Consider the following 22602-nt stretch of genomic DNA (forward strand, 5'->3'; position numbering starts at 1 on the left):
GGGACCCCACCTTCCCCATCAGTCCCAATAGATAGACTAAATGTCTAGCGACTTATGACTGCTGAAGAAATTAGAGTTCGCGGTACTGTTCAAGGAGTAGGATTTCGCCCTACTGTTTATCGACTGGCGAAAGCTTGTGGATTGTGCGGTGATGTTTGTAATGACGGTGAAGGTGTCTTAATTCGCGTATCTGGGACTGATGCAGCTATAGAAGAATTTGTGAAAAGATTGCAACAAGAATGTCCTCCGTTAGCAAAAATTAATGAACTAACACGCAACCGCTGTGATGGGAAATTTTCTTTCAATGATTTTGTGATTTCTCACAGTGTTAGTAGTGCGGTAAAAACAGAAATTGCCCCTGACGCTGCGACTTGTCCGCAATGCCAACAAGAAATCTTCGACTTCTATAGCCGCTGGTATCGCTATCCCTTCACTAATTGTACGCATTGCGGCCCCCGCCTGAGTATTATTCGTACCATTCCTTATGACCGTTGCAACACCAGCATGGCTGCGTTTTCTATGTGTCCGGAGTGCGCTAAAGAATATAACGATGTTGAAAATCGCCGCTTTCATGCCCAACCTATAGCTTGTCATATTTGTGGCCCCAAAGCATGGTTAGAACGTGCTGATGGTAAACCAATTACAGCTTCAATGTTTTCCATGCTGGATGATATCGATGCTGTGTGTACCTTGTTGCAAAAAGGTGAAATTGTCGCCATTAAAGGCATAGGTGGAATTCATCTCGCTTGCGATGCAACGAATGAAACTGCTGTGCAAAAACTACGCCAGCGCAAGCAACGGTATCACAAACCTTTTGCTTTGATGGCGCGGGACATTGAGATAATTGCACAATACTGCACTATCAGCGACAAGGAAAGAGAATTACTGCTAAGTCCCGCCGCGCCGATTGTATTGATGCGGGTAAAGGAAATAAAGGAACAAAGAGGAATTACTTCTCTCCCCATCTCCCCATCAGTCGCACTAGGGCAAAATACCCTCGGCTTCATGCTACCTTATACACCCTTGCATCACTTAATTCTCAAACGGATGAATCGCCCAATTGTCCTAACTAGTGGGAATCTTTCTGATGAACCGCAATGCATTGATAATGATGAAGCACGAGAAAAATTAGGGCAAATTGCTGATTATTTTCTTTTACATAATCGGGAGATTGTTAACCGCGTAGATGATTCAGTGGTGCGGGTAGTTTGCGATCAAGTACGAATGATTCGCCGTGCCAGAGGATATGCACCAGCACCAATTAATTTACCATCTGGGTTTCATGATGTTCCCCAAATTTTAGCAATGGGCGGCGAGTTAAAAAATACCTTTTGTTTAATCCGAGATGGACAAGCAATTTTATCTCAGCATTTGGGAGATTTAGAAAACGCTGCCGCTTTTACTGCTTATCAAGATATCCTCAATTTATACTTGAATTTATTCGAGCATAAACCAGAAGCGATCGCCATCGATAAACACCCTGAATATCTATCAACAAAACTTGGCAAAGAACTAGCAGCGGCAAATCAAATCAAACTCTACCCCATTCAACACCATCACGCCCATATTGCTGCTTGCATGGCAGAAAATCATCTGCCTCTTGATTCACCACCTGTGTTAGGTATCGCTTTAGATGGTTTAGGTTATGGTGAAGATAACACACTCTGGGGTGGAGAATTTTTATTAGCAAATTATCAGACTTTTCAGCGACTAGTAAAATTTAAGCCAGTGGCAATGATTGGTGGAGAACAAGCAATTTATCAACCTTGGCGTAACACCTATGCTCAATTAATTTCAGCTTTTAGTTGGGAATATTTAAAAAATAAATATGGCACTTTAGAAATAATCAAATTTTTAGAACAAAAGCCATTAAACCTTCTTAACCAACTTAATTTAAAAAGAATCAACTCACCCTTAGCTTCTTCAGTGGGACGATTGTTTGATGCTGTCGCCGCTGCTATCGGTATTTGCCGAGAAGAATGTAGCTATGAAGGACAAGCAGCAATTGAAATGGAAGCTTTAGTCGATGCCAGTAGCTTAAATAATAATGAAGAAAAACTAAATTATTCTTTTGATATTGCCATTTTAGATAATATTTACTGTATAGACCCTCGACCAATGTGGCAAGCCTTACTAGTTGACTTGCAGCAGCAAATTCCACAAAGAATCATGGCTGCGAAATTTCACACAGGTTTGGCTAAAGCTATAGTTGAGATGGTTAACCATCTGTGTCAAGAAAATCTAATCAAAAATATCGTTTTAACAGGAGGAGTTTTTCAAAATAGTATCTTGTTAGACCAGGTTAGCAAACACCTAGAAACCTTGGGCTTAAATATACTATCTCACAGCTTAGTTCCTTGTAACGATGGCAGTTTATCACTTGGTCAAGCAATAATTGCAGCAGTTCAAATTCTCAGCGAATAACTCATCAACATTATATATATAGTAAATCTAGCAAATCTAAATAATTTGTCTGCTCCTCCTCTTTTTATTTGTGTACTTTGTAGTTCTTAAAAAAAGACTTATTATCACCACAAAAATCTTCAACCATAACACGCCTTTATAAGGAAAATAAACAATGTGCTTAGGCATACCCGGTCAAATCATCGAAATAACAGACACTAATAACAAACTAGCAATTGTCAACGTTGCTGGTGTCAAACGTCAAGTTAATATTGCTTGTATTATTGATGATCAACATCCTCCTGAATCTTGCGTTGGCGACTGGGTGTTAGTTCATGTTGGCTTTGCCATGAACCGCATTAACGAAAAAGAAGCAGCGGAAACATTACAGCTACTGCAAGAAATTGCAGAAGTAATGGTAACTGGTTAGTGGATAGTAGTTAGTGGATAGTGGTTAACAAGTAAAAAATTAACTCCTAACTACTAACTACTACCTACTAACTACTAACTACTACCTACTAACATTCATATGAAATATGTAGATGAATTTCGCGATCCTTCTAAAGCTGAGGCATTACTTTGGCAAATAGAAAAATTGTCCAACCTGTTGGGCAAGAATATCAAAATTATGGAAGTGTGCGGCGGTCATACCCATTCTATATTTAAATATGGTATTGAAGAAGTCCTACCCAAAGCAATTGAATTAATTCACGGGCCTGGTTGTCCGGTGTGCGTAATGCCAAAGGGTAGGTTAGATGATGCGATCGCGATCGCCCAAAATCCCAACGTCATCTTTGCTACCTTTGGCGATGCAATGCGGGTTCCTGGTTCCAAAACAAGCCTGTTGCAAGCCAAAGCCCAAGGCGCAGATATTCGTATGGTGTACTCGCCACTGGATAGTCTCAAAATCGCCAAAGAAAATCCTAACAAAGAAGTTGTATTTTTTGCCTTAGGTTTTGAAACTACAGCCCCCAGTACTGCTTTTACCATCCTACAAGCAGCAGCGGAAAATATTAATAACTTCAGCATGTTTTGCAATCACGTCCTCGTGATTCCTGCTTTAGAAGCATTGTTGGATAATCCTGATTTACAACTAGATGGATTTGTCGGGCCTGGTCATGTCAGTATGGTAATTGGCACTGACCCTTATCAGTTTATTTCCCAACACTATCACAAGCCAATTGTGATTTCGGGATTTGAACCTTTAGACATTCTCCAATCAATTTGGATGCTGTTAAGGCAATTAGTAGAAAATCGCTGCGAGGTCGAAAACCAATATAACAGATTGGTGGAGAAGGGGGGAAATCAAATCGCGCTTACTGCTATGAATAAAGTGTTTGCAGTGCGAGAAAATTTTGATTGGCGTGGCTTGGGTGATATACCCTATTCGGGATTAAAAATTCGTCCTGAATATGCCAAGTTCGATGCAGAATTGAAGTTTACTATTCCAAATCTTAAAGTCGCCGATCATAAAGCTTGTCAGTGTGGAGAAATTCTCAAGGGTGTGTTGAAGCCTTGGCAATGCAAGGTATTTGGCACAGCTTGCACTCCAGAAACACCAATTGGAACTTGTATGGTGTCTTCTGAAGGTGCTTGTGCAGCTTATTACAAATATGGTCGCTTTTCTCAGGTGGCGAAGGATATAGGGGTTGAGAAAGAAGGAGTAGGGGTTTAGCGAACGGAAGAATATTTTTTTAACTAACCACATAGACGCGCTAGCGGCTTCCCGCTAGGGTAGGACACAAAGGACACGAAGAAGATTATGCCATTTATTACTGTTCAAATTGCTAAAGGTCATTCTATAGAAAAGAAACGGCAACTAGTGCAAGCAATTACTGATGCACTAGTTTCTACTATGGGTACCAAACCAGAGTGGGTGACAGTACATATCGATGAATTTGAACGGGAGAATTGGAGCGTAGGGGGTGTTTTGCATGTTGATAAACATAGTGGTAGGCACGTTGAAAAAGGTGTATAAATCTAGTTAATTGTAGGGTGCGTTACGCTTTAGCTAACGCACCTGATTAAGCTGAATTACAATTTAAATATGAAAATTTACTCTGCTAATTCCTCCCAAAATACTCTCTTTCAAAATATCGAAAAAATCCGCCGTCGTCGGGGAAAAGTACACGATACTAACATCACTCTCGCACATGGTAGTGGTGGCAAAGCGATGCGCGATTTAATCGATGATATTTTTGTCAGTAATTTTGATAATCCGATTCTTTCACAATTAGAAGACCAAGCAGCTTTTAATTTAGGGAGTCTCCTTGAACAGGGAGATAGACTTGCTTTCACCACTGATTCCTATGTTGTAGACCCTTTATTTTTTCCTGGCGGTGATATAGGAGAATTAGCTGTTAATGGCACTATCAATGATTTAGCAGTGAGTGGTGCTAGACCATTATATCTTACCTGTAGCGTCATTTTAGAAGAAGGATTATCAATAGAAACATTGCGACGTGTCGCTATCAGCATGAAATCTGCTGCGAATAAAGCAGGCATACAAATTGTTACTGGTGACACAAAAGTCGTGCATCGCGGTGCAGCCGATAAATTGTTTATTAATACAGCGGGTATTGGCGTAATTCGTGCAGGCGTTTCTATTTCTGCCCATAATATTCAAGCTGGAGATGTAGTAATTATTAATGGTGAATTGGGCAATCATGGCACAGCAATTTTAATTGCCCGTGGTGAATTAGCATTAGAATCTAATATTGAAAGTGATTGTCAGCCGTTACATAGTTTAGTAGAAACTATCCTTGATGTGTGTCCCGAAGTTCATGCTATGCGAGATGCTACACGCGGCGGTTTAGCCACAGTATTAAATGAATTTGCCCTCAGTTCTGATGTAGCAATCCGCCTTGATGAATCATCTATCCCAATCAGAGAAGAAGTAAAAGGCGTTTGCGAAATATTAGGTTTAGATCCCTTGTATTTGGCAAATGAAGGTAAATTAGTCGTGGTTGTAGGACGCGAACACGCTGATACTGTCTTATCAGCAATGAAATCTCACCCAGACGGAAAAGATGCTTGTATTATCGGTGAAGTTATTTCCTCACCAGCAGGTGTTGTTTTGTTAAAAACTATTTTTGGTGCTGAACGCATTGTTGATATGCTTGTTGGCGACCAACTGCCACGAATTTGTTAGTTTTTATCTAAAAATTCTCACTTATTCTCCTCTGTGTTCTCTGCGCCTCTGTGGTTCATTAAACATGCACGAACTTGGCATCACACAAAATATTGTTGCAATCGTATCCGAACATGCTCGCGGTTCCAAAGTCCAACGAGTATTATTAGAAATAGGCAAACTTTCAGCCATCATGCCTGACGCTATTCGATTCTGTTTTGATATCTGTTCTCAAGGTACAGTTTTAGAAGGATCAAAATTAGAAATTTTAGAAACTCCTGGTTTGGGAAGATGTCGCCAGTGCGGTACAGAAATTCCTCTAGAACAGCCTTTTGGGATGTGTAATTGTGGCAGCTTACAAATAGATTTAATAGCTGGTGAAGAACTAAAAATTAAAGAAATAGAAATAGAGGAACTATGTGTATAACCTGCGGTTGTTCTGATGGTAATGCTAAAATTGCTAATCTGGAGACGGGTGAAGCAGTGACAATTAATTCCAACGGTAATAGTCCTCACACTCACACCCTACCAGATGGCACTGTCATTACCCACTCTCACACTCACGATCATATCCACGACGAAGCATCACAAATTCACGCCAAAATACATAGCACAACTATATCTTTAGAACAGGATATCCTAGCAAAAAATAACCTGATAGCTGCCCAAAATCGCGGATGGTTTAAAGGTCGAAATATCCTGGCATTAAATCTCATGAGTTCTCCTGGTGCAGGGAAAACCACCCTCTTAACTCGTACCATCAATGATTTAAAGGATCAATTAACTATCAGTGTCATTGAAGGCGACCAAGAAACTATTAATGATGCAAAAAAAATTCAAGCGACAGGCTGTAAGGTTGTACAAATCAACACAGGTACAGGCTGTCATCTTGATGCAACAATGATAGAAAGAGGATTGCAAAAACTGAATCCGCCGCTAGATTCAGTGGTGATGATTGAGAATGTTGGTAATCTGGTTTGTCCAGCTTTATTTGATTTAGGAGAAAACCTGAAAGTGGTGATTCTCTCTGTTACCGAAGGAGAAGATAAGCCGATCAAATACCCTCATATGTTCCGTGCTAGTGAGATAATGGTTCTCACTAAAATTGATTTGTTGCCTTATGTGCAGTTTGACGTAGAAAAGTGTATAGAATATGCCCACCAGGTCAATCCTCACATTCAGATTTTTCAAGTTTCAGCATTGACTGGAACTGGGTTAGAAAATTGGTATGAATGGTTAACACAAAAGGTAGCAAATTTGTCTACTATTTGAAATTCAAATATTACACTTAAGTCATGAAATTTAGTGACATTTTCAAAGATGAAAACAGATTTTATATTATCTATGACTTACCAATAAGGAAAAGACTAATACTCCACCACACTAATTTTGATAGGTTTGTAGTGAGCGGCTCTAGCCCTCATTTAAGCAGCAAGCGTGCTTACTACAAACTTCCTTAGCCTGTCATAATCTTTGTGGCAGACTACTAATTCAGATCTTGCCTTCCACATCGGCAATAAATGAAGGTTGCTGTGAACTAGGAGTTGGCGAATCGCCTCGCCGTTTCTTGCTGCGCTGGTTTTTAGGAACTCCTCCCGCCATGCCGTATTCTACACTGCTTTTGCCATATCGAGTTGCAACTCCCATCAGCATATGCTCTGCCATATCTGCCAACTCGCGCTCTGTTTGCAGCATTTCATGGTACAACTTATCCAAGTTGGAAAGCGCACTGTTGTATGCATTCTCTCTCGTTCGCATCGTCTCGATTAGAGTGGAGAAGGCAGATAGGGTGAGTCCATTGCCTACATCTAAGTTCGGATCAATTGAGTTCATGCTAGCCGCACGACGCACTGCTCTTTCTAATACTTTAGAGCTTCTTTTTTGACGACCCATAATCTACACCTTTTAATACAGTACGGTTAATATTATTTACCTTAAAAAACTTCCGTATTGATCGGCATTAGAGTATTTCGGCAAATCTGCAATGGCTTTTGATACAAAGCGTCGCGATCGTGAGTGCGATAATTACTGATATGAGTTAACAAACAGGTAAGTTGAGCAAGTGATCTGTCGTTTACTTGCGGAAAACACCAAAATGAGTGCGCGATCTACCGAAATGAGAAAGCAATTAGGCTTTTTGAGTAAGCAATATGCCTTTTTGCCTGCGGAAAATACTAAAATGAGAAAGCAATTAGGCTTTTTGAGTAAGCAATATGCCTTTTTGCTTGCGAAAAACACCAAAATGAGAAAGCAATTAGGCTTTTTGAGAACTCATTTAAGCATTTTGCTTACTAAATCAACTGGATCTATTTTCCACATGCAGCGATCAGTTATGGCGATCGCAAAAATCTAAAAACAAAAGTATAATTTAAAACAGTATAAAACTGTGGATGGGTAAAGGATGCAGACGATTCAGTTGCAAGCAAGAGGGGGAAGATCCAACTACAGCCTCTCTTGAGCTAAAAGTAGTGGGGGCAGATTTTGAAATTGTCTGCGATCGCTGTTTAGTTAGGGAATGAGTTTGGCTCAATCCTTTTGCTACCGAGTTTGGGTCAAACTATGATGTGACAGTGATGGTTCAGGCTGCATATAAGGATCTATGGTCAAAGATAATAGCCTTGCTACAATCCAAATATTTATGCAGAGAGATTGCCTAAACTGTTCCCATGAGGAGCACAAATCATCTACGTCACAGAAAATCTGGGTGATATCGAGGCGAGATACAATAGTGGACATCGCTGAGACACCTTGCTTATTTTTGCTTTTATTACAGTCGAGCGCCTTTTTTTGTGCCATTTTCAACCCGTCGAACTCACGCTATTGAAGGTTGGCTCAATGTTGCTAACAGCAATTTGATACGATTAACAAAATGGCTGATCGCCTACAACCTAACTTAAGCGATCGCAAAACTAGTAGATTATGCAACTCTGCGTAAACCAAGCGCGATCGCTATCCAGTAGATTTTATTACAGAAAGCGATCGCCTACCCAACTTAAGCGATCGCAAAACTAGCAGATTATGCAAACCTCCCGGCAATACTTCCATTTCATACAAATTCGACACGTCCCACCATCTCTTCAGGTGTCATCACCTCATAAATCAAAACCAAGGTTTCAATGATTTCACCAATGGAACGAGTCCCTTTCTTGCAGTAAGTAATGCCAGGATGATCAAGCTTAGAACTTGCAATAATAAAAAAATCTGCATCTTGGGTGAACAATACTCGCTGTGTTTTCTGAATAAAGGCTAACTGGACTTCATCGGTTTGGGTGCGTAATTCCACATCATTGGTTGTTGTGACATCAATTCCATAACGGCGCAAGCCCAGCGCGATCGCCGGATCGACATTTTCATCCAGATGAAAGCGAATTCGTTCACTCATTCCGCAACTGTCTGAGTTTCTCTTGAAGACGCGAGGGATGATTTTGCTTGAGTACCTCAACTAACTCATCCTCTTGTGCTGTGCGGCGATCAATTTCGTCTCGGTGATCGAAGTAATAAGCCATTGCTGCATAAACGGATGCCAGCGATAGGTCATACTTACCAGCAATCTCTACCAATGAATACCCCTGCTTTAAATGCATCACCGCTACATCCTCTACAGCAATGCGGGTACCGACAATGCGAGGCTTTCCACTCCGCACATCAGAAGCGATCTCAATATGCTCCCGACTGACTAACTGCATTGGTAAATTTTCCAGGTCTGTTCAATAATTTAATCATATACAGTTGTCCTGGCTCTGACAAAGTTATATATGGAACCAGACCAGCAGAATCTCTGTTTGACCAACCTGGGCGATCGCTATCCAATAGGTTTTATTACAGAAAGCGATCGCCTAAAACCTAACTTAAGCAATCGCGCTTGGTAATCAACATACAGTTGCTTATATTTTGTCGCTAAGAAAGAATCGACTATTACAGCCAATCTCGATAAGCCGAAATTTCATTGACACTAATTTCAAACGGCATCCCCTTACCAAATGGAGGATGAACGCGAATTTTAGTGTCACTGCTAAATTTTTCTAGCTTATTCCCTATTTGCAGAATATTGTTGACGATATGCCAGTAAGTTACTATGTCTGGGCAGTCAATTACTAACTTCATACTGCTACCATCTGTGGTGAGATACCACTGACAATTCGACAATAATACTTGGGTAATGCGATCGCACGCTTGAAAAAAGCACGCACCAATCGACTGTTCTAGTTCCAGATGCAGCATTCTATCTTGTGGCGTCACCTGGTTCGGTGGCATATCATCTGGATGCAAGAAGGGTTTTTTCATGATACTAGCCCTTTCTTTAATATTTGTTAGTGGTTAGTAGATAGTAGTTAGTAGTTAATTTTTTAACTATCAACTACTAACCCTTCGGGTTCGCCAGTCGCTCATGGAGGGAACCACGGCGACGGCGCTTAAAGTTCGGACGCTCTTTCCGAACACGCGCCTCCTCTATGTGCGGACGCAGGTTCCGCACCCGCGCCTCCCCATAGACGCGCAGCGGCTTCCCAATAGGGTAGACCGCGCTGGCTCACCACTAACTACTAACTATTTTCAGACATAATTCTGCACTTCTTGATTGTAGCGTGTCAAACTTTCTAGGTTTTTTTGCAAATCAAAAGCTGAGGGTTTTAGCGCCAGTGCGTCCAGATTTAATTCATCCTGAAATCTTTTGATTTTGTCGCGACAAGTTGCTACGTCACCAATAGAGGATGTTTGAAAAGTAATTTTTTATGCTAGCCGCCTCACCATGATGCGTATCATTAGCCACATAAATAAATGCTTCTGAGGTGACAGGCACTGAAGTTCAGCAAGAACTATCTTCTACGATGTTTTGCAAGTTATTCTCATTTTTAAGCCTCCAGAGTTTCCATAACTCACTCAGAGTCAGGCTTATTCAAACCTCAGACCTTTATTTCCTCTCCAATAATTAAAAAAAATTAAATCGCATTTTTTATCAAAAAAAAAGTGATATGTTGGATACAGAATTGAATTTCGCAACTTTCTGGAGTAGCTCTCTGTAAGCTACTCCAGATTTCTAAATCTAAAACCCTACCAAAGTTAGTGCTTTAGGCTGTTTGAAATGAGCCTGTGAGTGCAACTTAAAACAGGACTAAAAAAAGTCCAATTGACCTGGAAATGCTTGCTATGACTGAGTTTGGGTTGAGTACAAAAAGACTTGTACCCTTCTCCATAAATACTTGTACTTCCACCTCAAAATACTAGTACCCCTACCCAAAAAGATTTTTTAATTCTTCATAAAGCCCTGCGAGTCTGGGTTTAAAATTTTGAGTACAAACTTAATAAATCTAATAAATCTTATCCAGATAGCATTGTCAGCCCCCTTACTATTGGCTGATATAAAACATATATCGCCAATCACTTGACGCACCAATCAAGGAGCGATAAGTGAGTGGAGGGATGAGATAGCACCATGCCCCTGTGAACGAAGTCGCGGCTGTCAGCGCAAAATCCACCCACATCTTGTGCATGACACACACCAGCCAAGAAAATTGGGTTAATAGCCTACCCCGAACCCCGGTAGGCAACGCTAAAAACAGACGCGGCTTCCATTCCTGGCTTCAACGATGCCTAGTTGCGGTTTTTTGGAGCAGGCTGACGCGGAGACAGTAAGACGCGGTGACGCGGTGAACTGTTTTGATATTTTCCCCGCGTCTTTGTGTCCCCGTGTCTCGGTGTCAGGACTTCCATCTCCCACAGTGGCTGCCAGTCCATCGATTTTTGCGAAATTCAATGACTCCACCGTCTACAGGACTTATTACTTCCTCAATTACGGAACCCACCATTCAAGCGAAATCCGGTGGTTGCGGCGGATGCAGCAGCAGCACCACCGTGGAAATGGATGAAAAACTTCAAGAACGCATTGCCAAGCATCCCTGCTACAGCGAAGAAGCACACCATCACTATGCCAGGATGCACGTTGCAGTTGCCCCTGCTTGCAACATCCAATGCAACTACTGCAATCGCAAATACGATTGTGCTAACGAAAGCCGCCCAGGAGTAGTTAGTGAATTGCTCACACCGGAAGAAGCAGCACATAAAGTTTTGGTAATTGCAGGCAAAATTCCTCAAATGACAGTTTTGGGAATTGCAGGCCCTGGCGATCCCCTAGCAAACCCAGATAAGACTTTCCGCACCTTTGAGTTGATAGCAGAGAAAGCACCCGATATCAAACTTTGTTTATCAACCAATGGTTTAATGCTTCCCGAATATATCGATCGCATTAAACAGCTAAACATAGATCACGTTACTATCACCATTAACATGGTGGACCCAGAAATCGGAGCCAAGATTTATCCTTGGGTTCACTACAAGCGCAAGCGTTACAGAGGTATCGAAGGGGTAAAAATTCTGCACGAAAAGCAGATGGAAGGATTACAAGCCCTCAAGGAAGCCGATATTCTCTGCAAAGTCAACTCCGTGATGATTCCGGGAATTAATGATGAACACCTGGTAGAGGTGAATAAAGTCATTCGCTCTAAAAGTGCATTCCTTCACAACATTATGCCGCTGATTTCGGCACCGGAACACGGCACTCACTTCGGCTTAACTGGACAGCGCGGCCCCACTTCCAGAGAACTGAAAGCAGTACAAGACAAATGTGCTGGTAACATGAAAATGATGCGCCACTGTCGCCAGTGTCGTGCCGATGCAGTAGGATTATTAGGAGAAGACCGCAGTCAAGAATTTACTAAAGATAAATTCTTGGAAATGGCTCCAGAGTATGACCTTAGCAAACGTCAAGAAGTTCATGCAGGTATTGAAAAGTTTAGAGAAGAACTCAAAGCAGCCAAGGAAGCTGTAGAGACTTTGCATACAACGTCTCTACAAAACCGCCCGAAAATTTTAGTTGCAGTCGCAACCAAAGGCGGCGGCTTGGTCAACCAGCACTTCGGTCATGCGAAAGAATTCCAGGTTTACGAAGTCGATGGCAAAGAAGTGCGCTTTATCGGTCATCGCAAAATAGACCACTACTGTCAAGGTGGTTACGGCGAAACAGCAACTCTCGAAAATATCATCGAAGCGATCGCAGATTGTAAAGCGGTATTTGTTGCCAAAATTGGTGATTGTCCCAAAGAAAAATTGCACGCAGCTGGCATACAAACCGTTGAAACTTACGACGTAATTGACAAGGTTGCTTTGGAGTATTACCAGCAATACTTACAGGAAAAAGTTAGTAGTTAGTAGTTAGTAGTTAGTAGTTATTAGTTAGTAGTTAACCACTAACCACTATCCACTAACTACTAACCATCATCCATTACCTAAGCCTCAATCTGCCCTCTATGGAGAATAGTCATGGCTTACCAGGCGTTGCTGAATAATGGGATGAATGAGGCTGACGCACCAGACGCGGAGAGATTTTAATAATAAGTAATTATCCGAACTTGATATAAGAAGGGAAATCACATCGCAGGCTTGGTAATAGTTCTCCACTCCAAAGTCGAGACTGTATTGGCACTGTAGCGATGGAATAGTTCTGCTCACACCACAAATGCGATCGCATTTACTGCAAGTCCCATATAGACAATGCCCAACCACGATTTGATAAACGCAGAGATATTAAGGGGATACTCAAACAAAATTGTTGCCAGCCAAAACATCGGTAAACTCAAAACCATCTGCCACATATTCGCTTGGATTGAGTGAACATAGGCACTAAATCTACGAATATGCACAATTAGCAATCCCAACATAGTAACAATCTTTTTCCAGTCAGGGCTAAAGCTAGCATTATATCCTTGGAAATTAGCAAGTAAGGGATTATCAAGGTTTGAGAACATGTCCCACACCTTGATAATCCCATCATTATCTTCAGTCAGAATACGCTTTCCTTCAGAGCTAAATTTGGCACTCCTTACTCTAGCTTGATGTCCAATTAGATTCCTGATTATGCGACCTTTTTTCCCATCAAAGTGCCACATCTTAGCAGTGTGGTCATTGTACGCAATAACTATGTATTTACCATCTGGGGGTTAAAAACCTCAATAAAGTACGTGTTACCTATGGCGGTACATCATCACTTTTCAGTCACATTTGAGGCGTATAAATAAATTAGTATAGATTCTTACCAAGAAACTATTCCCTTTGGCAGAAGGTAAAAGATGTTTGTGATTTTTAAGGTTATAAGCGACAAAAGATTTTGATTTCTGAGACAGTCTTAATCTAAAACATCAAAGCGACAGCTATAGACACAGTTAGCTGCTTGCTATAAAAGAAAACCAACAGTGAGGAAACTATGCGATTACGCGCAATTCTCATCCTCATCTCTTTGCTACTCTTTGTTGCTTTTTTAGGTTTTCAGTTAGAACTGACCTTGCCAGGAAGACCACCGAATATTAACAACACTTACACACCTTTGACACAATCCCCACCACGAGGAATTGGTTCTTATGATGTGTTAGGTTATGCCGTTTCCAAACCAGAAGCGGATAAACTCTTGCAAACTGAAGCCGGACAGAAAGCACTTTCTCCTGATAACGGTGCGGTAAAAGTGACTGAAGAGTTGATAGACCTTGGTCGTGATGCTTTTTACCAAGAGACCTTTGGTAATGAGTACCTGTTTACAGATGTCGTGGGTATTCTGTACGTACTATTGCCAAAGCAGTTTTGGGTTTGAAAGAAAAGGCAACTACTAATCTGCAAGTCCCGATAGACCAAGACGTTACCGTTGGTAAACGCACTTTCAAAGCTGGTACAGTTTTGAATACCGGTCTAGATGTACCTGGAGGTTCTCTGTTTCCTTTGGGATTAATTACCCATCTTGACAAAGGTCAAGTGCGAGTTGGAATTACTTGTGCTTTGTGTCATGCAACAGTGAGTGAAGAAACCGGACGTATATTAGAAGGTGCAATCAACACAGACATCAATTTGGGTCCGTTAATTGCCATGGCGAGTAATTCTGCTGCACTCTTCCGTCAGACAGATGTCAATCCAACCAAAATTCCACCGGGTGAGCATACTTTCATTAACAACAAAGGGGAAACAGCAAAACTCCCTAACCAAAAAATCATGGAAGATGAAGTTGATGCTGCGATTCTTTCATGGCCACCTGGCAACTTTGTTTCTAATGGCGACCTGAAAAATAACTCCGCGCAGATTCCTTCTTCCTACACCCACGAAACTTTTCCCTACGCTTGGAGTGGTGTTGCTTCCATCGGTTGGTTCCACGGACTGACTACATTAAATAATGCTGTATTTGGGTTAAATGCAGACCCAACAACCACAGCAGATGCAAGTGAATCGGTGTTAGGAATCGATAAAGAAGTCTACTTAGGGACAATGTTGCAAAATGCATCTAGTCGAGAATATCGACTGCCAGAGGGTGCAAAACCATCAGAATTTTTTGATCGGGTAGACCCCACACCAGGAGAACCCGGAATCAACAGTGTGATTAAGATGCCAGAATACCCGAAGGGTACTTTGTTTATGCAAAACGGGTTAATGGCAAATACTCCTGGTTTACCTGTTGCAGCACAACTGAATGGAATGTCTGCGTTCCAAAACACTTTAGCGCCCCCTCCCCATGAAGCTGCTGATATCGACACCTTGCAACGAGGCGCTACTATTTTCCAAAAGGCTAATTGTGCTGAATGTCATAGTGGGCGTTACTTTACCAATCACAAAGTAATTCCGGTCAAAGAAGTTGCAACTCAACCAAAACGGGCACCAGCTTCGCGTAAATTTGCTGAGGAGTTTGCACCACCAGATACTTATCCTCCTAATGTACCTGTACCCTTACCTCCTAATCCACCAGTGTTACCAGTACCAACTGACATCACCCCACAGGAAGATATTAAGCTTGCCTATGCCCTCAGTGACCCCCATGGCGGTTACAAGGTACAGAATTTGATCGGACTATATCTAAGCGCACCTTATCTTCATGATGGTGGTGTAGCTGCTAGTGCTGAGTCTATCAAACAAGATGAAAGCGGACGCTTTATGATTGCAAAATCGGATGAGTTGGGAATGGCTGGAACTCTGATGCGTGGTATTGCACCTGACTCAGAAGCTAGTTTGCGAGTGCTGGTTGATCGGAATTTGCGCGCGGCTGTAGTCGCAGCTAACCAAGCTAATCCCGATTTGCAACGGTCAAACATTGACGGTAGCGGACATGAATATTGGTAGAGAGCCGAGATCCCTGCAAAAACGGAAATAGAGGCTGAAAAAGCTTGCTATATCTAGGTTTCAAAAATTTCAGGAGGAAGATGAAGAGCCGCCTCAAAAGGTTGGGGAATATTGTGCAGATTGACCACATAATCGCCATACCGCTTGATATGTCTGGTGAGGTAAGGACTTAAACTAGCAACAAAGCGATGATTAACTGGATATCCTTGTGCCGTTAATGTCTGAATAGCCAACGACATATCCACAGTATTCTGTAAAATGACAGCACTAGCAACCAAATCAAGGTACTTCAACCGCTTCTCTTGCTCAATTGGGTCATTTTCAGTGATCACGCCATCCTTACCAAAAAACACCCAATCGAGGAAATGATGGTACTTCTCAACAATATTTGTAATTGCATTAATTTCGGAGCGCATCCTGGCATTGGAGATATACTCCAACAAAAACATTGTTCGCACAACCTTCCCTAACTCCAAAAAAGCTTGATAAAGACGGTTTTTCTTGCTGTAACTGCTTAACTTACGTAGGAGCGTAGAAGGCATCACCTTCCCCGCCTTAATCGACAGTACCACCCGCATCATGTCATACCAGTGAAGCTGAATCAGATTCCAATTAACTACATCCTTAAACAAGGGGTCAATGTACTTGTAAGTGACTGACTCACAAGGACGCAGGAAACTCAGATCCTTCCAATTACGGATGCGTGGCATCAACTTGATACCCAGAAGATAAGAGATAGCAAATACAGGACCCGACTGACCTTGGGTATCTGCATACAGAGTATCGGGTTGAATATCGGAAAGATTTTTCAGTAACCCGTCTAAAATATATACTGCTTCCCAAACTCCACAAGTAATAAAGTGGGTAAACAAAGCAATATACTTATCAGAAACATGGTGATAAGCAATACCACCATATCCACCATAGCGGATGTGATACTCACTATGTAGATTATTCTCGTAAATCTCAAACTTACTACCATCTGCCGCCGCTCTTTTCCCCGTTCCCCAAATAGAGGGTAAACTGAAACGGTTGAAAGCATTGATCATATCCCGAATCGCCGCCTCAAGCTTGGGCGTACTGATATGGCGACGATTGGTATAAGAAATCATGTGAGATGTTACCACACCCCTAGAATGACGTGCCGTTTGATTAGGCCCAAGATTGCACCCATAACCAAAAGTTGTGAAAATATAGCGTTCCGCCGACTGCTTTAATTTGGATTCACTTCCTGAAAGGGGGCCAAAATGCCTTGTCCAGTTCAGCCAATGCTCAACATTGCAGAGAATGTCTAAAACACTACGTTCTGGCATCAAAGAGCGAATTTTCTCCTCTAATTGTTCGACCTCCTTGGGTTCAGGAGAAGACTTCAGCCGCTTCAGTACAGGCTCACCATCCTGATTAATTGTTACTTGTTGTCCATCCGCACAAAGAATATCTACTTCAGTAGCCACCTGGGTTAAACATGAGCGTAAATACTCAACAAAATCTTCTGGATTGGAGGGGAATCCAAGCTGGNTACAATATTCTTCTATCATGGGTTCACATTCTGATAGAGTCAGCAATTGTTCACGGAAATCAGCGTAACTTTCTGACCAAACAACACAAGCATCCCCAGTCTTAAATTCATTTGCTAAGTAAGAAAATACACAAATTTCTAACTGTTGGCGTACTAAAAGTTTAGTCCCTTCAACTTCCTTAACAACCAGAGTTCGCCAGTTATTACTAATAAAATCTAAATTAATCTCAAAAGCTAAATATTTGCCCCGCTTATGTTCATTATCTAACACGAACTTTAAGGCATCAATTACCGACTCATCGGCAGAAGTTGAATGAATATCTAGAGAGCGTACTAAACTAAATAACGCCTTGCGGTTAGCTGAATAAAACCGCCACATTAATGGCAAATGATTGTTGGTGTTGTATGCGGCAATTTCTTCATATTTCAGCAGTAGCAAATCTGCCCCACCATGTTCATCCAAGATGGACAGAACTTGCTCTCCTAAAGCAGCTAAATTATCTTGAGTCTCTTTCGATGCAGTTAAAACCTGTGCAAACATCCCTAGCATTTCCGATGTTTGGGTCAAATGCTTCTCACGTAGTTCTTTTAATCTTTCTTTGGCATTATTCTGAATCTTGAGGATACGCTTGATAAACATCTCTACCAAATGGTCACGAGTTTTGACCTGGGCTTCGTATAGCAAGCACAACAGCAATGTACGGCGTTTAGACAGTTTAATATCTTGAAATTCTGATATATCTAAAGCCCTAGCGTGTGTTGCTAAATATTTCACTTTAGCCGGAGCAATACTTGATAACAAGCGTTTAGCATCACCAAAGGTCATCAACTGGTTAAACTTGATTTGCAGTTGTTTAATGTGGCTCAGTTTGGCACTTTTAGGTGGGGATTTTAATAAATTTAATGTGGCGATTGATTCAGAGGTTTCCCCTAATAATAGTTGGTCTAAATAAGCTTGTTCATTAATAGATAGACCCTGAGATATTCGATGAAATAATCGATTGTTTGTAATGGAACGGACATGGCTAACTAAGCGGTCTAGGGAATTGAATGTTGGTAACTCATATCGTTCTTTAACCAATTCTTCAATTGCAATGTTGATTAAATCAGCCGGATGGTCTTTAACTTCTGCGGCAGAACTAACAACAACAGCTATCAATTTTTGGGCAGCTTTATCATAAGACTTGACACCCAAATATTCTCGAATTGCTTGTTGATAATTACGCCTTTGGCGGTCTGTGGGAATAGCTGTCACCCAATCACGTAATTTTAAATATGACCTTATATGTTTAATAATCGTGATAGGTACATTTTCTGGATGCGGAAAATATCCCAGTCTCTGAAACGATTTCAACATTACCATGAAGCAAAGTAAACCTTCATGGCTACGAACACGAGATTTGACAAATTTAAGCTCTTCCAGTGTTGGGGTATAAAGCTCAGTTAGTTCTTTCGCTGAGGGATATTGTTTAAATCTTGGGTAAGCTGTACGGTCAATTAAGGTCATTTANGTCAAATTTAACACCGGAAATTCTGAGGGCTACCCAAACTTGGTTCATCCNTCACTCACTCGTGAACCGCTCAGTATTTTATCTTTTTTTCTGACAGACAATTAATTTATCTTGCTGACGCTTTTATTCATCCCACAGTCCCTTAAATCGTACTGGTGATAGTTCTGTGTAGCGGACTGTATGTTGAATATTATTGTGTCCTAAATAACCTTGAATGGTACGTGTGTCTACTCCTTTAGCCGCCAGAGCATATCCACAAGCATGGCGTAGCATATGAGCATGAACTGGAAACGGCAACAAAGCTAGTTTTCCAGCTCGTTCGACAATTCCAGCGATTGTATCTTTCGCTAGTGGACCAAAGCGAGATGACTGGAAAATATAAGCACAAGCTGGATAATCACGCTGGAGTTTACGCAGAGAGCGAATTTCATCACCATATAGTGGATGTGTGGAAGGAGTTCCCCTCTTGACTCGCTTAATATGGAGATTACCACCACTCCAGTCTATTTGCTCCCATCGTAGTGCTGCTGCTTCTGCCACTCGCAGTCCGTGACGGTAAATCAATAGGATTAGGGTCGAATCCCGATGAGCATGGCGACCACCAGCCTTCTTGAGTGCATCTCGCATTGCCTCAATTTCTTTTTCCAGTAAGTATTCTCTTGTCCTCACTGCGGCATACTTGCGAGAGTTAGGAGATTGAAGTGGTGAACTTTGGGTTTTACCAACTTTCGATAGTTGGGGTATCTTTACAGTCATACCCAGACCCCCTGAAAAATCAATGTCGTTTTGTCTGGTATTACCTACTTTGACTCATAAGTTGGTATTTGAGTCTTGACTGTATTAATTAGTAACTATGTACTATGCTGTGTCTGCTTGTAGCTTTCTTATGTTTGGTTTAAATAGAGTATTAAAAGCTGAAACCTATTATTGGTAAGCGTTTTCAGCCTCTATTTCCGTTTTTGCAGGGATCTCGGCTCTATGCCAATATTGGGTTGATGAAAAAGCAGGTTACAGCACTCAAGACCAAACTGACTTGATTAAATTCTTGCTGTCAATAGACGATGATCCGGCAGTGCAGCTTGAGACATCGCATAGTTAAAAATCATCCCCCCACTCTCTAATCTCTAAACAACAGAAAGTGCAGGGGGATTATTTTTATTAGCAAAAACCGCCAAATATCCGATCTTTATGGAGCGAAGCTCGTGGGAAGATATCAAATTATTGAACTACCACAAAGCCCGTACACCATTATCATCATCATTATCCTGTTCAACAGTTCCTGGTGTAGTTGTGTCTTGCACAGGCTGAGTTACACCAGGAGTAGTTGTGTCTTGTTGTGTGGGTTGAGTTACACCAGGGGTAGTTGTGTCTTGCACAGGCTGAGTTACGCCAGGGGTAGTTGTGTCTTGCACAGGCTGAGTTACGCCAGGGTTAGTTTGAGCAACATTAGCCCGATTATAGGGATACTCACCAAAAATGGAAGCATTCGGATTGACTTCAGCTTTGGCTGGGAGACCTAAGAAAGTGCTAGCACCAGCGATGCCAACCAAAGTGGCAATAGTTTTGAATAAATTTTTGGCATTTTTTGTATTCATTATTGGAAGCTCCATTCGAGAAAATTAATAAACAACTATGCCATTTTGTATCTTCAATTGAAGAGATTTTGCAAAAGGTAGCAAAATCAATCAATTAATATTTTTTGCTCCATTTTGCAGTAACTCACATATGAAATATGGAATGGCAAATCACTTTCTGCCCAAATATTTAATGAGCAGATTTTTTTGATTGAACAATTTGAATTAAGTCTAAAAATATAAAAACTATTATTTCTCTACCTATAGTCTGATTTGATTGTTAATAGCGAACGTTTATTTTATATAAAAGAATTAGCTAGAAATGTCTAATTAAATGCCGAAATCAAAAGATTATCACAACCGTCAGCTAAAAAAATAATAATTTGCTGAAAAATGCTGAATAAGTCGAATATAATCATTTATCCATTTTTGTTGCTGGCTCTAACAATCAACTTGATTGTTCCGCAATCTTCTTGGGCATCTGAGCAAATATTTCTATTGCCAGATGCTTTTCAAACACAGGATCAAACAACTCGATTAGAGGTTAATTTGAATCGAAGACGAGTGTTTGTTTATCAAGGCAAAAATCTGATTAAAAGTTACCCGATCGCAGTTGGTCGGCGTAACTGGGAAACCCCTACAGGTAGCTTTCAAGTACTCCAGTTATTACAAAATCCTAAATGGATTCATCCTATAACAGGCAAAGCAATTCCAGGAGGCGCACCTGGAAATCCTCTAGGTAACTATTGGATTGGTTTTTGGACGAATGGGCGAAATTGGGTTGGGTTTCATGGTACTCCTAATCCTGAAACAGTGGGAAAAGCTGTTTCTCACGGTTGCTTACGTATGTACAACAGAGATATTGAGGAATTATTTCAGCTGGTGAGTTTAGGAACACCTGTAACTGTTATCCAATAACTGAAGCGAAGATTGTTGTTCAACTCACTTTTTCGTCACATTTGGTTGCCAAGCTAAAGATAGGAAAAAAAGCGCCTAACGGCTGAAGTCGCGCAACAGTGGACTCAACGAGGAAAATCCTCGCACGCTGAACCAGTCCTGTAGACGCGCAGAGGCTTTCCGTAGGGCAGGCGGGTTTAGCTAGCTGGCGATCGCCGTCAGGCGATCGGAAAGCCACACGTTTTTAAGTAGTTTAGTAGCATCAGTCAGCTATGAAGTTATTTTCAATTGATGAATTAGCAATTTTAACAGCAGAAGCAAACACAAATTGCGTTTCGATTTATATGCCAACTTATAAGATGAGTACGGAAACGCTACAAAACCCAATCCGTTTTAAAAATTTAATGCGATCGGCTGAAGAAAAGTTAATAGAGAATGGGCTTCGCGGTCAGGATGCGAGAGATTTATTATTACCAGCCCAAGAGTTAGATGAATACGATTTTTGGCAGCACCAAAGTGATGGACTGGCAATTTTTATCTCAAAAAACTTGTTTAGTTACTACACTGTACCTCTTGATTTCCAAGAATTAGTCGTAGTTACTGACCGCTTTCACCTCAAACCTTTAATGTCTTTACTTACAGGTGATGGACAGTTTTATATATTAGCACTTAGTCAAAATTTGGTGCGCTTGTTCCAAGCTACTCGCTTTAGTATCCGCGAAATTGAATTAGAAGACGTACCCACTAGTATTGCTGAAGCATTAAGATACGATGATCCAGAAAAAAGCCTCCAGTTTCACACGCGCACACCTCAAGGTGGAAGTAGTGACAGGGCTGCAATCTTTCACGGACATGGGGCTGGTAATGATGATGAAAAAGAGAACATTCTTCGCTACTTCCGCAAGGTCAATGATGGGTTACAAGAGTTGCTAAAAAATCCGAAGTCGCCTTTGATTCTCGCGGGAGTTGACTATCTTTTACCGATCTATAAGCAAGCCAATTCCTATTCTAATTTAATAGATGAAGGTATTACTGGAAATCCTGACCAATTGAAAGCTGAAGAATTGCAAGCACAAGCTTGGCAGATTGTCCAACCCTACTTTGAAGGGGCACAGGATGAAGCCATTGCTTACTATGAAGCTAATTTAGGGACTGGGAAAACAGCTAGTGGCATCCAAGAAGTTGTTCCCGCAGCCTATTATCAACGAGTTGAATCTTTATTTGTAGCAGTAGGACAGCAAAAGTGGGGAATGTTCAATCCTGATACAAATAACGTACAGGTACATTCAGAACAGAAAGCAGGCGATGAAGATTTGATGGATTTTGCCGCGCTGCATACTCTTCTCAATGGTGGTACAGTCTACGCTGTGGCACCAGAAAAAGTACCCGGAAATGCTCCTATTGCAGCAGTTTTGCGTTATTGAC

General features: G+C 41.3%; 23 protein-coding genes and 2 pseudogenes. 13 read left to right on the forward strand and 12 right to left on the reverse strand.

All coding sequences use genetic code 11. The annotated features are described in order from the left end of the window. Positions 1-54: 54 nt before the first annotated feature. From hypF to hypB, 7 genes are all read left to right on the forward strand, one after another. On the forward strand, positions 55-2424 hold the full coding sequence (gene hypF / locus FIS9605_RS0101945; RefSeq protein ID WP_026731086.1) for a carbamoyltransferase HypF: 2370 nt from the start codon (positions 55-57) through the stop codon (positions 2422-2424). A gap of 154 nt (positions 2425-2578) precedes the next feature. Further along, positions 2579-2833 (forward strand): HypC/HybG/HupF family hydrogenase formation chaperone, encoded by a 255-nt coding sequence (locus tag FIS9605_RS0101950; RefSeq protein WP_026731087.1) that lies wholly within the window; start codon positions 2579-2581, stop codon positions 2831-2833. A 99-nt stretch (positions 2834-2932) separates the two neighbouring features. Next, a complete protein-coding gene (gene hypD / locus FIS9605_RS0101955) occupies positions 2933-4078 on the forward strand; it encodes a hydrogenase formation protein HypD (protein WP_026731088.1) in 1146 nt (381 codons plus the stop codon). A gap of 87 nt (positions 4079-4165) precedes the next feature. Next, positions 4166-4381 carry a tautomerase family protein gene (locus FIS9605_RS0101960; RefSeq protein ID WP_026731089.1) on the forward strand — a complete coding sequence of 72 codons (216 nt, stop codon included), beginning with the start codon at positions 4166-4168 and terminating at the stop codon, positions 4379-4381. A gap of 69 nt (positions 4382-4450) precedes the next feature. Further along, the gene (hypE, locus tag FIS9605_RS0101965; RefSeq protein WP_026731090.1) at positions 4451-5554 is read left to right on the forward strand and encodes a hydrogenase expression/formation protein HypE; all 1104 of its coding nucleotides are present in this window, start codon (positions 4451-4453) and stop codon (positions 5552-5554) included. A 64-nt stretch (positions 5555-5618) separates the two neighbouring features. Further along, a complete protein-coding gene (gene hypA / locus FIS9605_RS0101970; RefSeq protein WP_026731091.1) occupies positions 5619-5960 on the forward strand; it encodes a hydrogenase maturation nickel metallochaperone HypA in 342 nt (113 codons plus the stop codon). After that, positions 5951-6805, forward strand: coding sequence for a hydrogenase nickel incorporation protein HypB (hypB, locus tag FIS9605_RS0101975; RefSeq protein ID WP_026731092.1), 855 nt, complete (start codon positions 5951-5953; stop codon positions 6803-6805). Before hypA ends, hypB begins: the two co-directional genes overlap by 10 nt. 219 nt (positions 6806-7024) lie before the next feature. Here hypB and FIS9605_RS0101980 read toward each other — a convergent pair whose 3' ends face one another. After that, positions 7025-7426: a hypothetical protein gene (locus tag FIS9605_RS0101980; protein ID WP_026731093.1), complete on the reverse strand. Its 402-nt coding sequence runs from the start codon at positions 7424-7426 to the stop codon at positions 7025-7027. A gap of 169 nt (positions 7427-7595) precedes the next feature. Here FIS9605_RS0101980 and FIS9605_RS44880 point away from each other — a divergent pair, with 169 nt between their 5' ends. Then, positions 7596-7886, forward strand: a complete 291-nt coding sequence (locus FIS9605_RS44880; RefSeq protein ID WP_231510202.1) for a hypothetical protein — start codon at positions 7596-7598, stop codon at positions 7884-7886. A 693-nt stretch (positions 7887-8579) separates the two neighbouring features. On the opposite strand, the gene FIS9605_RS0101990 is transcribed toward FIS9605_RS44880, so the two are convergent. The 5 genes and pseudogenes from FIS9605_RS0101990 to FIS9605_RS42255 form a co-directional block, all read right to left on the reverse strand. After that, positions 8580-8915, reverse strand: a complete 336-nt coding sequence (locus FIS9605_RS0101990) for a DUF5615 family PIN-like protein (protein ID WP_026731094.1) — start codon at positions 8913-8915, stop codon at positions 8580-8582. Then, entirely contained in the window at positions 8908-9219 is a 312-nt protein-coding gene (locus FIS9605_RS0101995) for a DUF433 domain-containing protein (protein WP_026731095.1), read from the reverse strand. Before FIS9605_RS0101995 ends, FIS9605_RS0101990 begins: the two co-directional genes overlap by 8 nt. 229 nt (positions 9220-9448) lie before the next feature. Continuing rightward, a complete protein-coding gene (locus FIS9605_RS0102005) occupies positions 9449-9817 on the reverse strand; it encodes a hypothetical protein (RefSeq protein ID WP_026731096.1) in 369 nt (122 codons plus the stop codon). Between the two features lie 267 nt (positions 9818-10084). Further along, positions 10085-10249: pseudogene (locus tag FIS9605_RS44885) on the reverse strand (LLM class flavin-dependent oxidoreductase); the annotation flags it as partial. An 832-nt stretch (positions 10250-11081) separates the two neighbouring features. Next, entirely contained in the window at positions 11082-11285 is a 204-nt protein-coding gene (locus tag FIS9605_RS42255) for a hypothetical protein (RefSeq protein WP_155960332.1), read from the reverse strand. Between FIS9605_RS42255 and nifB the strand changes: the two genes are divergently transcribed. Continuing rightward, complete coding sequence (gene nifB, locus FIS9605_RS0102010) at positions 11285-12736, forward strand: nitrogenase cofactor biosynthesis protein NifB (protein ID WP_026731097.1); 1452 nt, start codon at positions 11285-11287, stop codon at positions 12734-12736. The two genes, FIS9605_RS42255 and nifB, sit on opposite strands and share 1 nt — an antisense overlap. Before the next feature lie 296 nt (positions 12737-13032). Here the strand turns inward: nifB and FIS9605_RS0102015 are convergent, their stop codons facing one another. After that, complete coding sequence (locus FIS9605_RS0102015) at positions 13033-13332, reverse strand: hypothetical protein (RefSeq protein ID WP_231510203.1); 300 nt, start codon at positions 13330-13332, stop codon at positions 13033-13035. A 12-nt stretch (positions 13333-13344) separates the two neighbouring features. Further along, positions 13345-13473, reverse strand: a pseudogene (locus FIS9605_RS46535) (hypothetical protein); the annotation flags it as partial. Between the two features lie 314 nt (positions 13474-13787). Between FIS9605_RS46535 and FIS9605_RS44890 the strand changes: the two are divergent. Continuing rightward, positions 13788-14168 carry a hypothetical protein gene (locus tag FIS9605_RS44890; protein ID WP_231510204.1) on the forward strand — a complete coding sequence of 127 codons (381 nt, stop codon included), beginning with the start codon at positions 13788-13790 and terminating at the stop codon, positions 14166-14168. After that, entirely contained in the window at positions 14159-15676 is a 1518-nt protein-coding gene (locus tag FIS9605_RS35990) for a hypothetical protein (RefSeq protein ID WP_442854680.1), read from the forward strand. Before FIS9605_RS44890 ends, FIS9605_RS35990 begins: the two co-directional genes overlap by 10 nt. 53 nt (positions 15677-15729) lie before the next feature. Here the strand turns inward: FIS9605_RS35990 and FIS9605_RS0102025 are convergent, their stop codons facing one another. The 3 genes from FIS9605_RS0102025 to FIS9605_RS0102035 all read right to left on the reverse strand — a co-directional run bounded on the left by FIS9605_RS0102025 (position 15730) and on the right by FIS9605_RS0102035 (position 20301). Next, positions 15730-18702 (reverse strand): Tn3 family transposase, encoded by a 2973-nt coding sequence (locus FIS9605_RS0102025; protein WP_026731099.1) that lies wholly within the window; start codon positions 18700-18702, stop codon positions 15730-15732. A gap of 127 nt (positions 18703-18829) precedes the next feature. Next, on the reverse strand, positions 18830-19462 hold the full coding sequence (locus FIS9605_RS0102030) for a tyrosine-type recombinase/integrase (protein ID WP_026731100.1): 633 nt from the start codon (positions 19460-19462) through the stop codon (positions 18830-18832). Between the two features lie 470 nt (positions 19463-19932). After that, positions 19933-20301: a hypothetical protein gene (locus FIS9605_RS0102035; RefSeq protein WP_026731101.1), complete on the reverse strand. Its 369-nt coding sequence runs from the start codon at positions 20299-20301 to the stop codon at positions 19933-19935. Between the two features lie 372 nt (positions 20302-20673). Here FIS9605_RS0102035 and FIS9605_RS0102040 point away from each other — a divergent pair, with 372 nt between their 5' ends. Continuing rightward, positions 20674-21198 (forward strand): L,D-transpeptidase, encoded by a 525-nt coding sequence (locus FIS9605_RS0102040; protein ID WP_026731102.1) that lies wholly within the window; start codon positions 20674-20676, stop codon positions 21196-21198. 19 nt (positions 21199-21217) lie between these two features. Here the strand turns inward: FIS9605_RS0102040 and FIS9605_RS42260 are convergent, their stop codons facing one another. Then, a complete protein-coding gene (locus FIS9605_RS42260) occupies positions 21218-21415 on the reverse strand; it encodes a hypothetical protein (protein WP_155960333.1) in 198 nt (65 codons plus the stop codon). A 34-nt stretch (positions 21416-21449) separates the two neighbouring features. Between FIS9605_RS42260 and FIS9605_RS0102045 the strand changes: the two genes are divergently transcribed. Then, positions 21450-22601, forward strand: coding sequence for a baeRF7 domain-containing protein (locus FIS9605_RS0102045; protein WP_026731103.1), 1152 nt, complete (start codon positions 21450-21452; stop codon positions 22599-22601). Position 22602: the final 1 nt, after the last annotated feature.

Origin of the sequence: Fischerella sp. PCC 9605 (assembly GCF_000517105.1) — a bacterium.
GTDB lineage: Bacteria > Cyanobacteriota > Cyanobacteriia > Cyanobacteriales > Nostocaceae > PCC9605.

Bases quoted from the DNA above. Each gene is read 5' to 3' on its own strand.
- hypF (WP_026731086.1), top strand. From the start codon at position 55: ATGACTGCTGAAGAAATTAGAGTTCGCGGTACTGTTCAAGGAGTAGGA.
- FIS9605_RS0101950 (WP_026731087.1), top strand. From the start codon at position 2,579: ATGTGCTTAGGCATACCCGGTCAAATCATCGAAATAACAGACACTAAT.
- hypD (WP_026731088.1), top strand. From the start codon at position 2,933: ATGAAATATGTAGATGAATTTCGCGATCCTTCTAAAGCTGAGGCATTA.
- FIS9605_RS0101960 (WP_026731089.1), top strand. From the start codon at position 4,166: ATGCCATTTATTACTGTTCAAATTGCTAAAGGTCATTCTATAGAAAAG.
- hypE (WP_026731090.1), top strand. From the start codon at position 4,451: ATGAAAATTTACTCTGCTAATTCCTCCCAAAATACTCTCTTTCAAAAT.
- hypA (WP_026731091.1), top strand. From the start codon at position 5,619: ATGCACGAACTTGGCATCACACAAAATATTGTTGCAATCGTATCCGAA.
- hypB (WP_026731092.1), top strand. From the start codon at position 5,951: ATGTGTATAACCTGCGGTTGTTCTGATGGTAATGCTAAAATTGCTAAT.
- FIS9605_RS0101980 (WP_026731093.1), bottom strand. From the start codon at position 7,426: ATGGGTCGTCAAAAAAGAAGCTCTAAAGTATTAGAAAGAGCAGTGCGT.
- FIS9605_RS0101990 (WP_026731094.1), bottom strand. From the start codon at position 8,915: ATGAGTGAACGAATTCGCTTTCATCTGGATGAAAATGTCGATCCGGCG.
- FIS9605_RS0101995 (WP_026731095.1), bottom strand. From the start codon at position 9,219: ATGCAGTTAGTCAGTCGGGAGCATATTGAGATCGCTTCTGATGTGCGG.
- FIS9605_RS0102005 (WP_026731096.1), bottom strand. From the start codon at position 9,817: ATGAAAAAACCCTTCTTGCATCCAGATGATATGCCACCGAACCAGGTG.
- nifB (WP_026731097.1), top strand. From the start codon at position 11,285: ATGACTCCACCGTCTACAGGACTTATTACTTCCTCAATTACGGAACCC.
- FIS9605_RS0102015 (WP_231510203.1), bottom strand. From the start codon at position 13,332: ATGTTCTCAAACCTTGATAATCCCTTACTTGCTAATTTCCAAGGATAT.
- FIS9605_RS44890 (WP_231510204.1), top strand. From the start codon at position 13,788: ATGCGATTACGCGCAATTCTCATCCTCATCTCTTTGCTACTCTTTGTT.
- FIS9605_RS0102030 (WP_026731100.1), bottom strand. From the start codon at position 19,462: ATGACTGTAAAGATACCCCAACTATCGAAAGTTGGTAAAACCCAAAGT.
- FIS9605_RS0102035 (WP_026731101.1), bottom strand. From the start codon at position 20,301: ATGAATACAAAAAATGCCAAAAATTTATTCAAAACTATTGCCACTTTG.
- FIS9605_RS0102040 (WP_026731102.1), top strand. From the start codon at position 20,674: ATGCTGAATAAGTCGAATATAATCATTTATCCATTTTTGTTGCTGGCT.
- FIS9605_RS0102045 (WP_026731103.1), top strand. From the start codon at position 21,450: ATGAAGTTATTTTCAATTGATGAATTAGCAATTTTAACAGCAGAAGCA.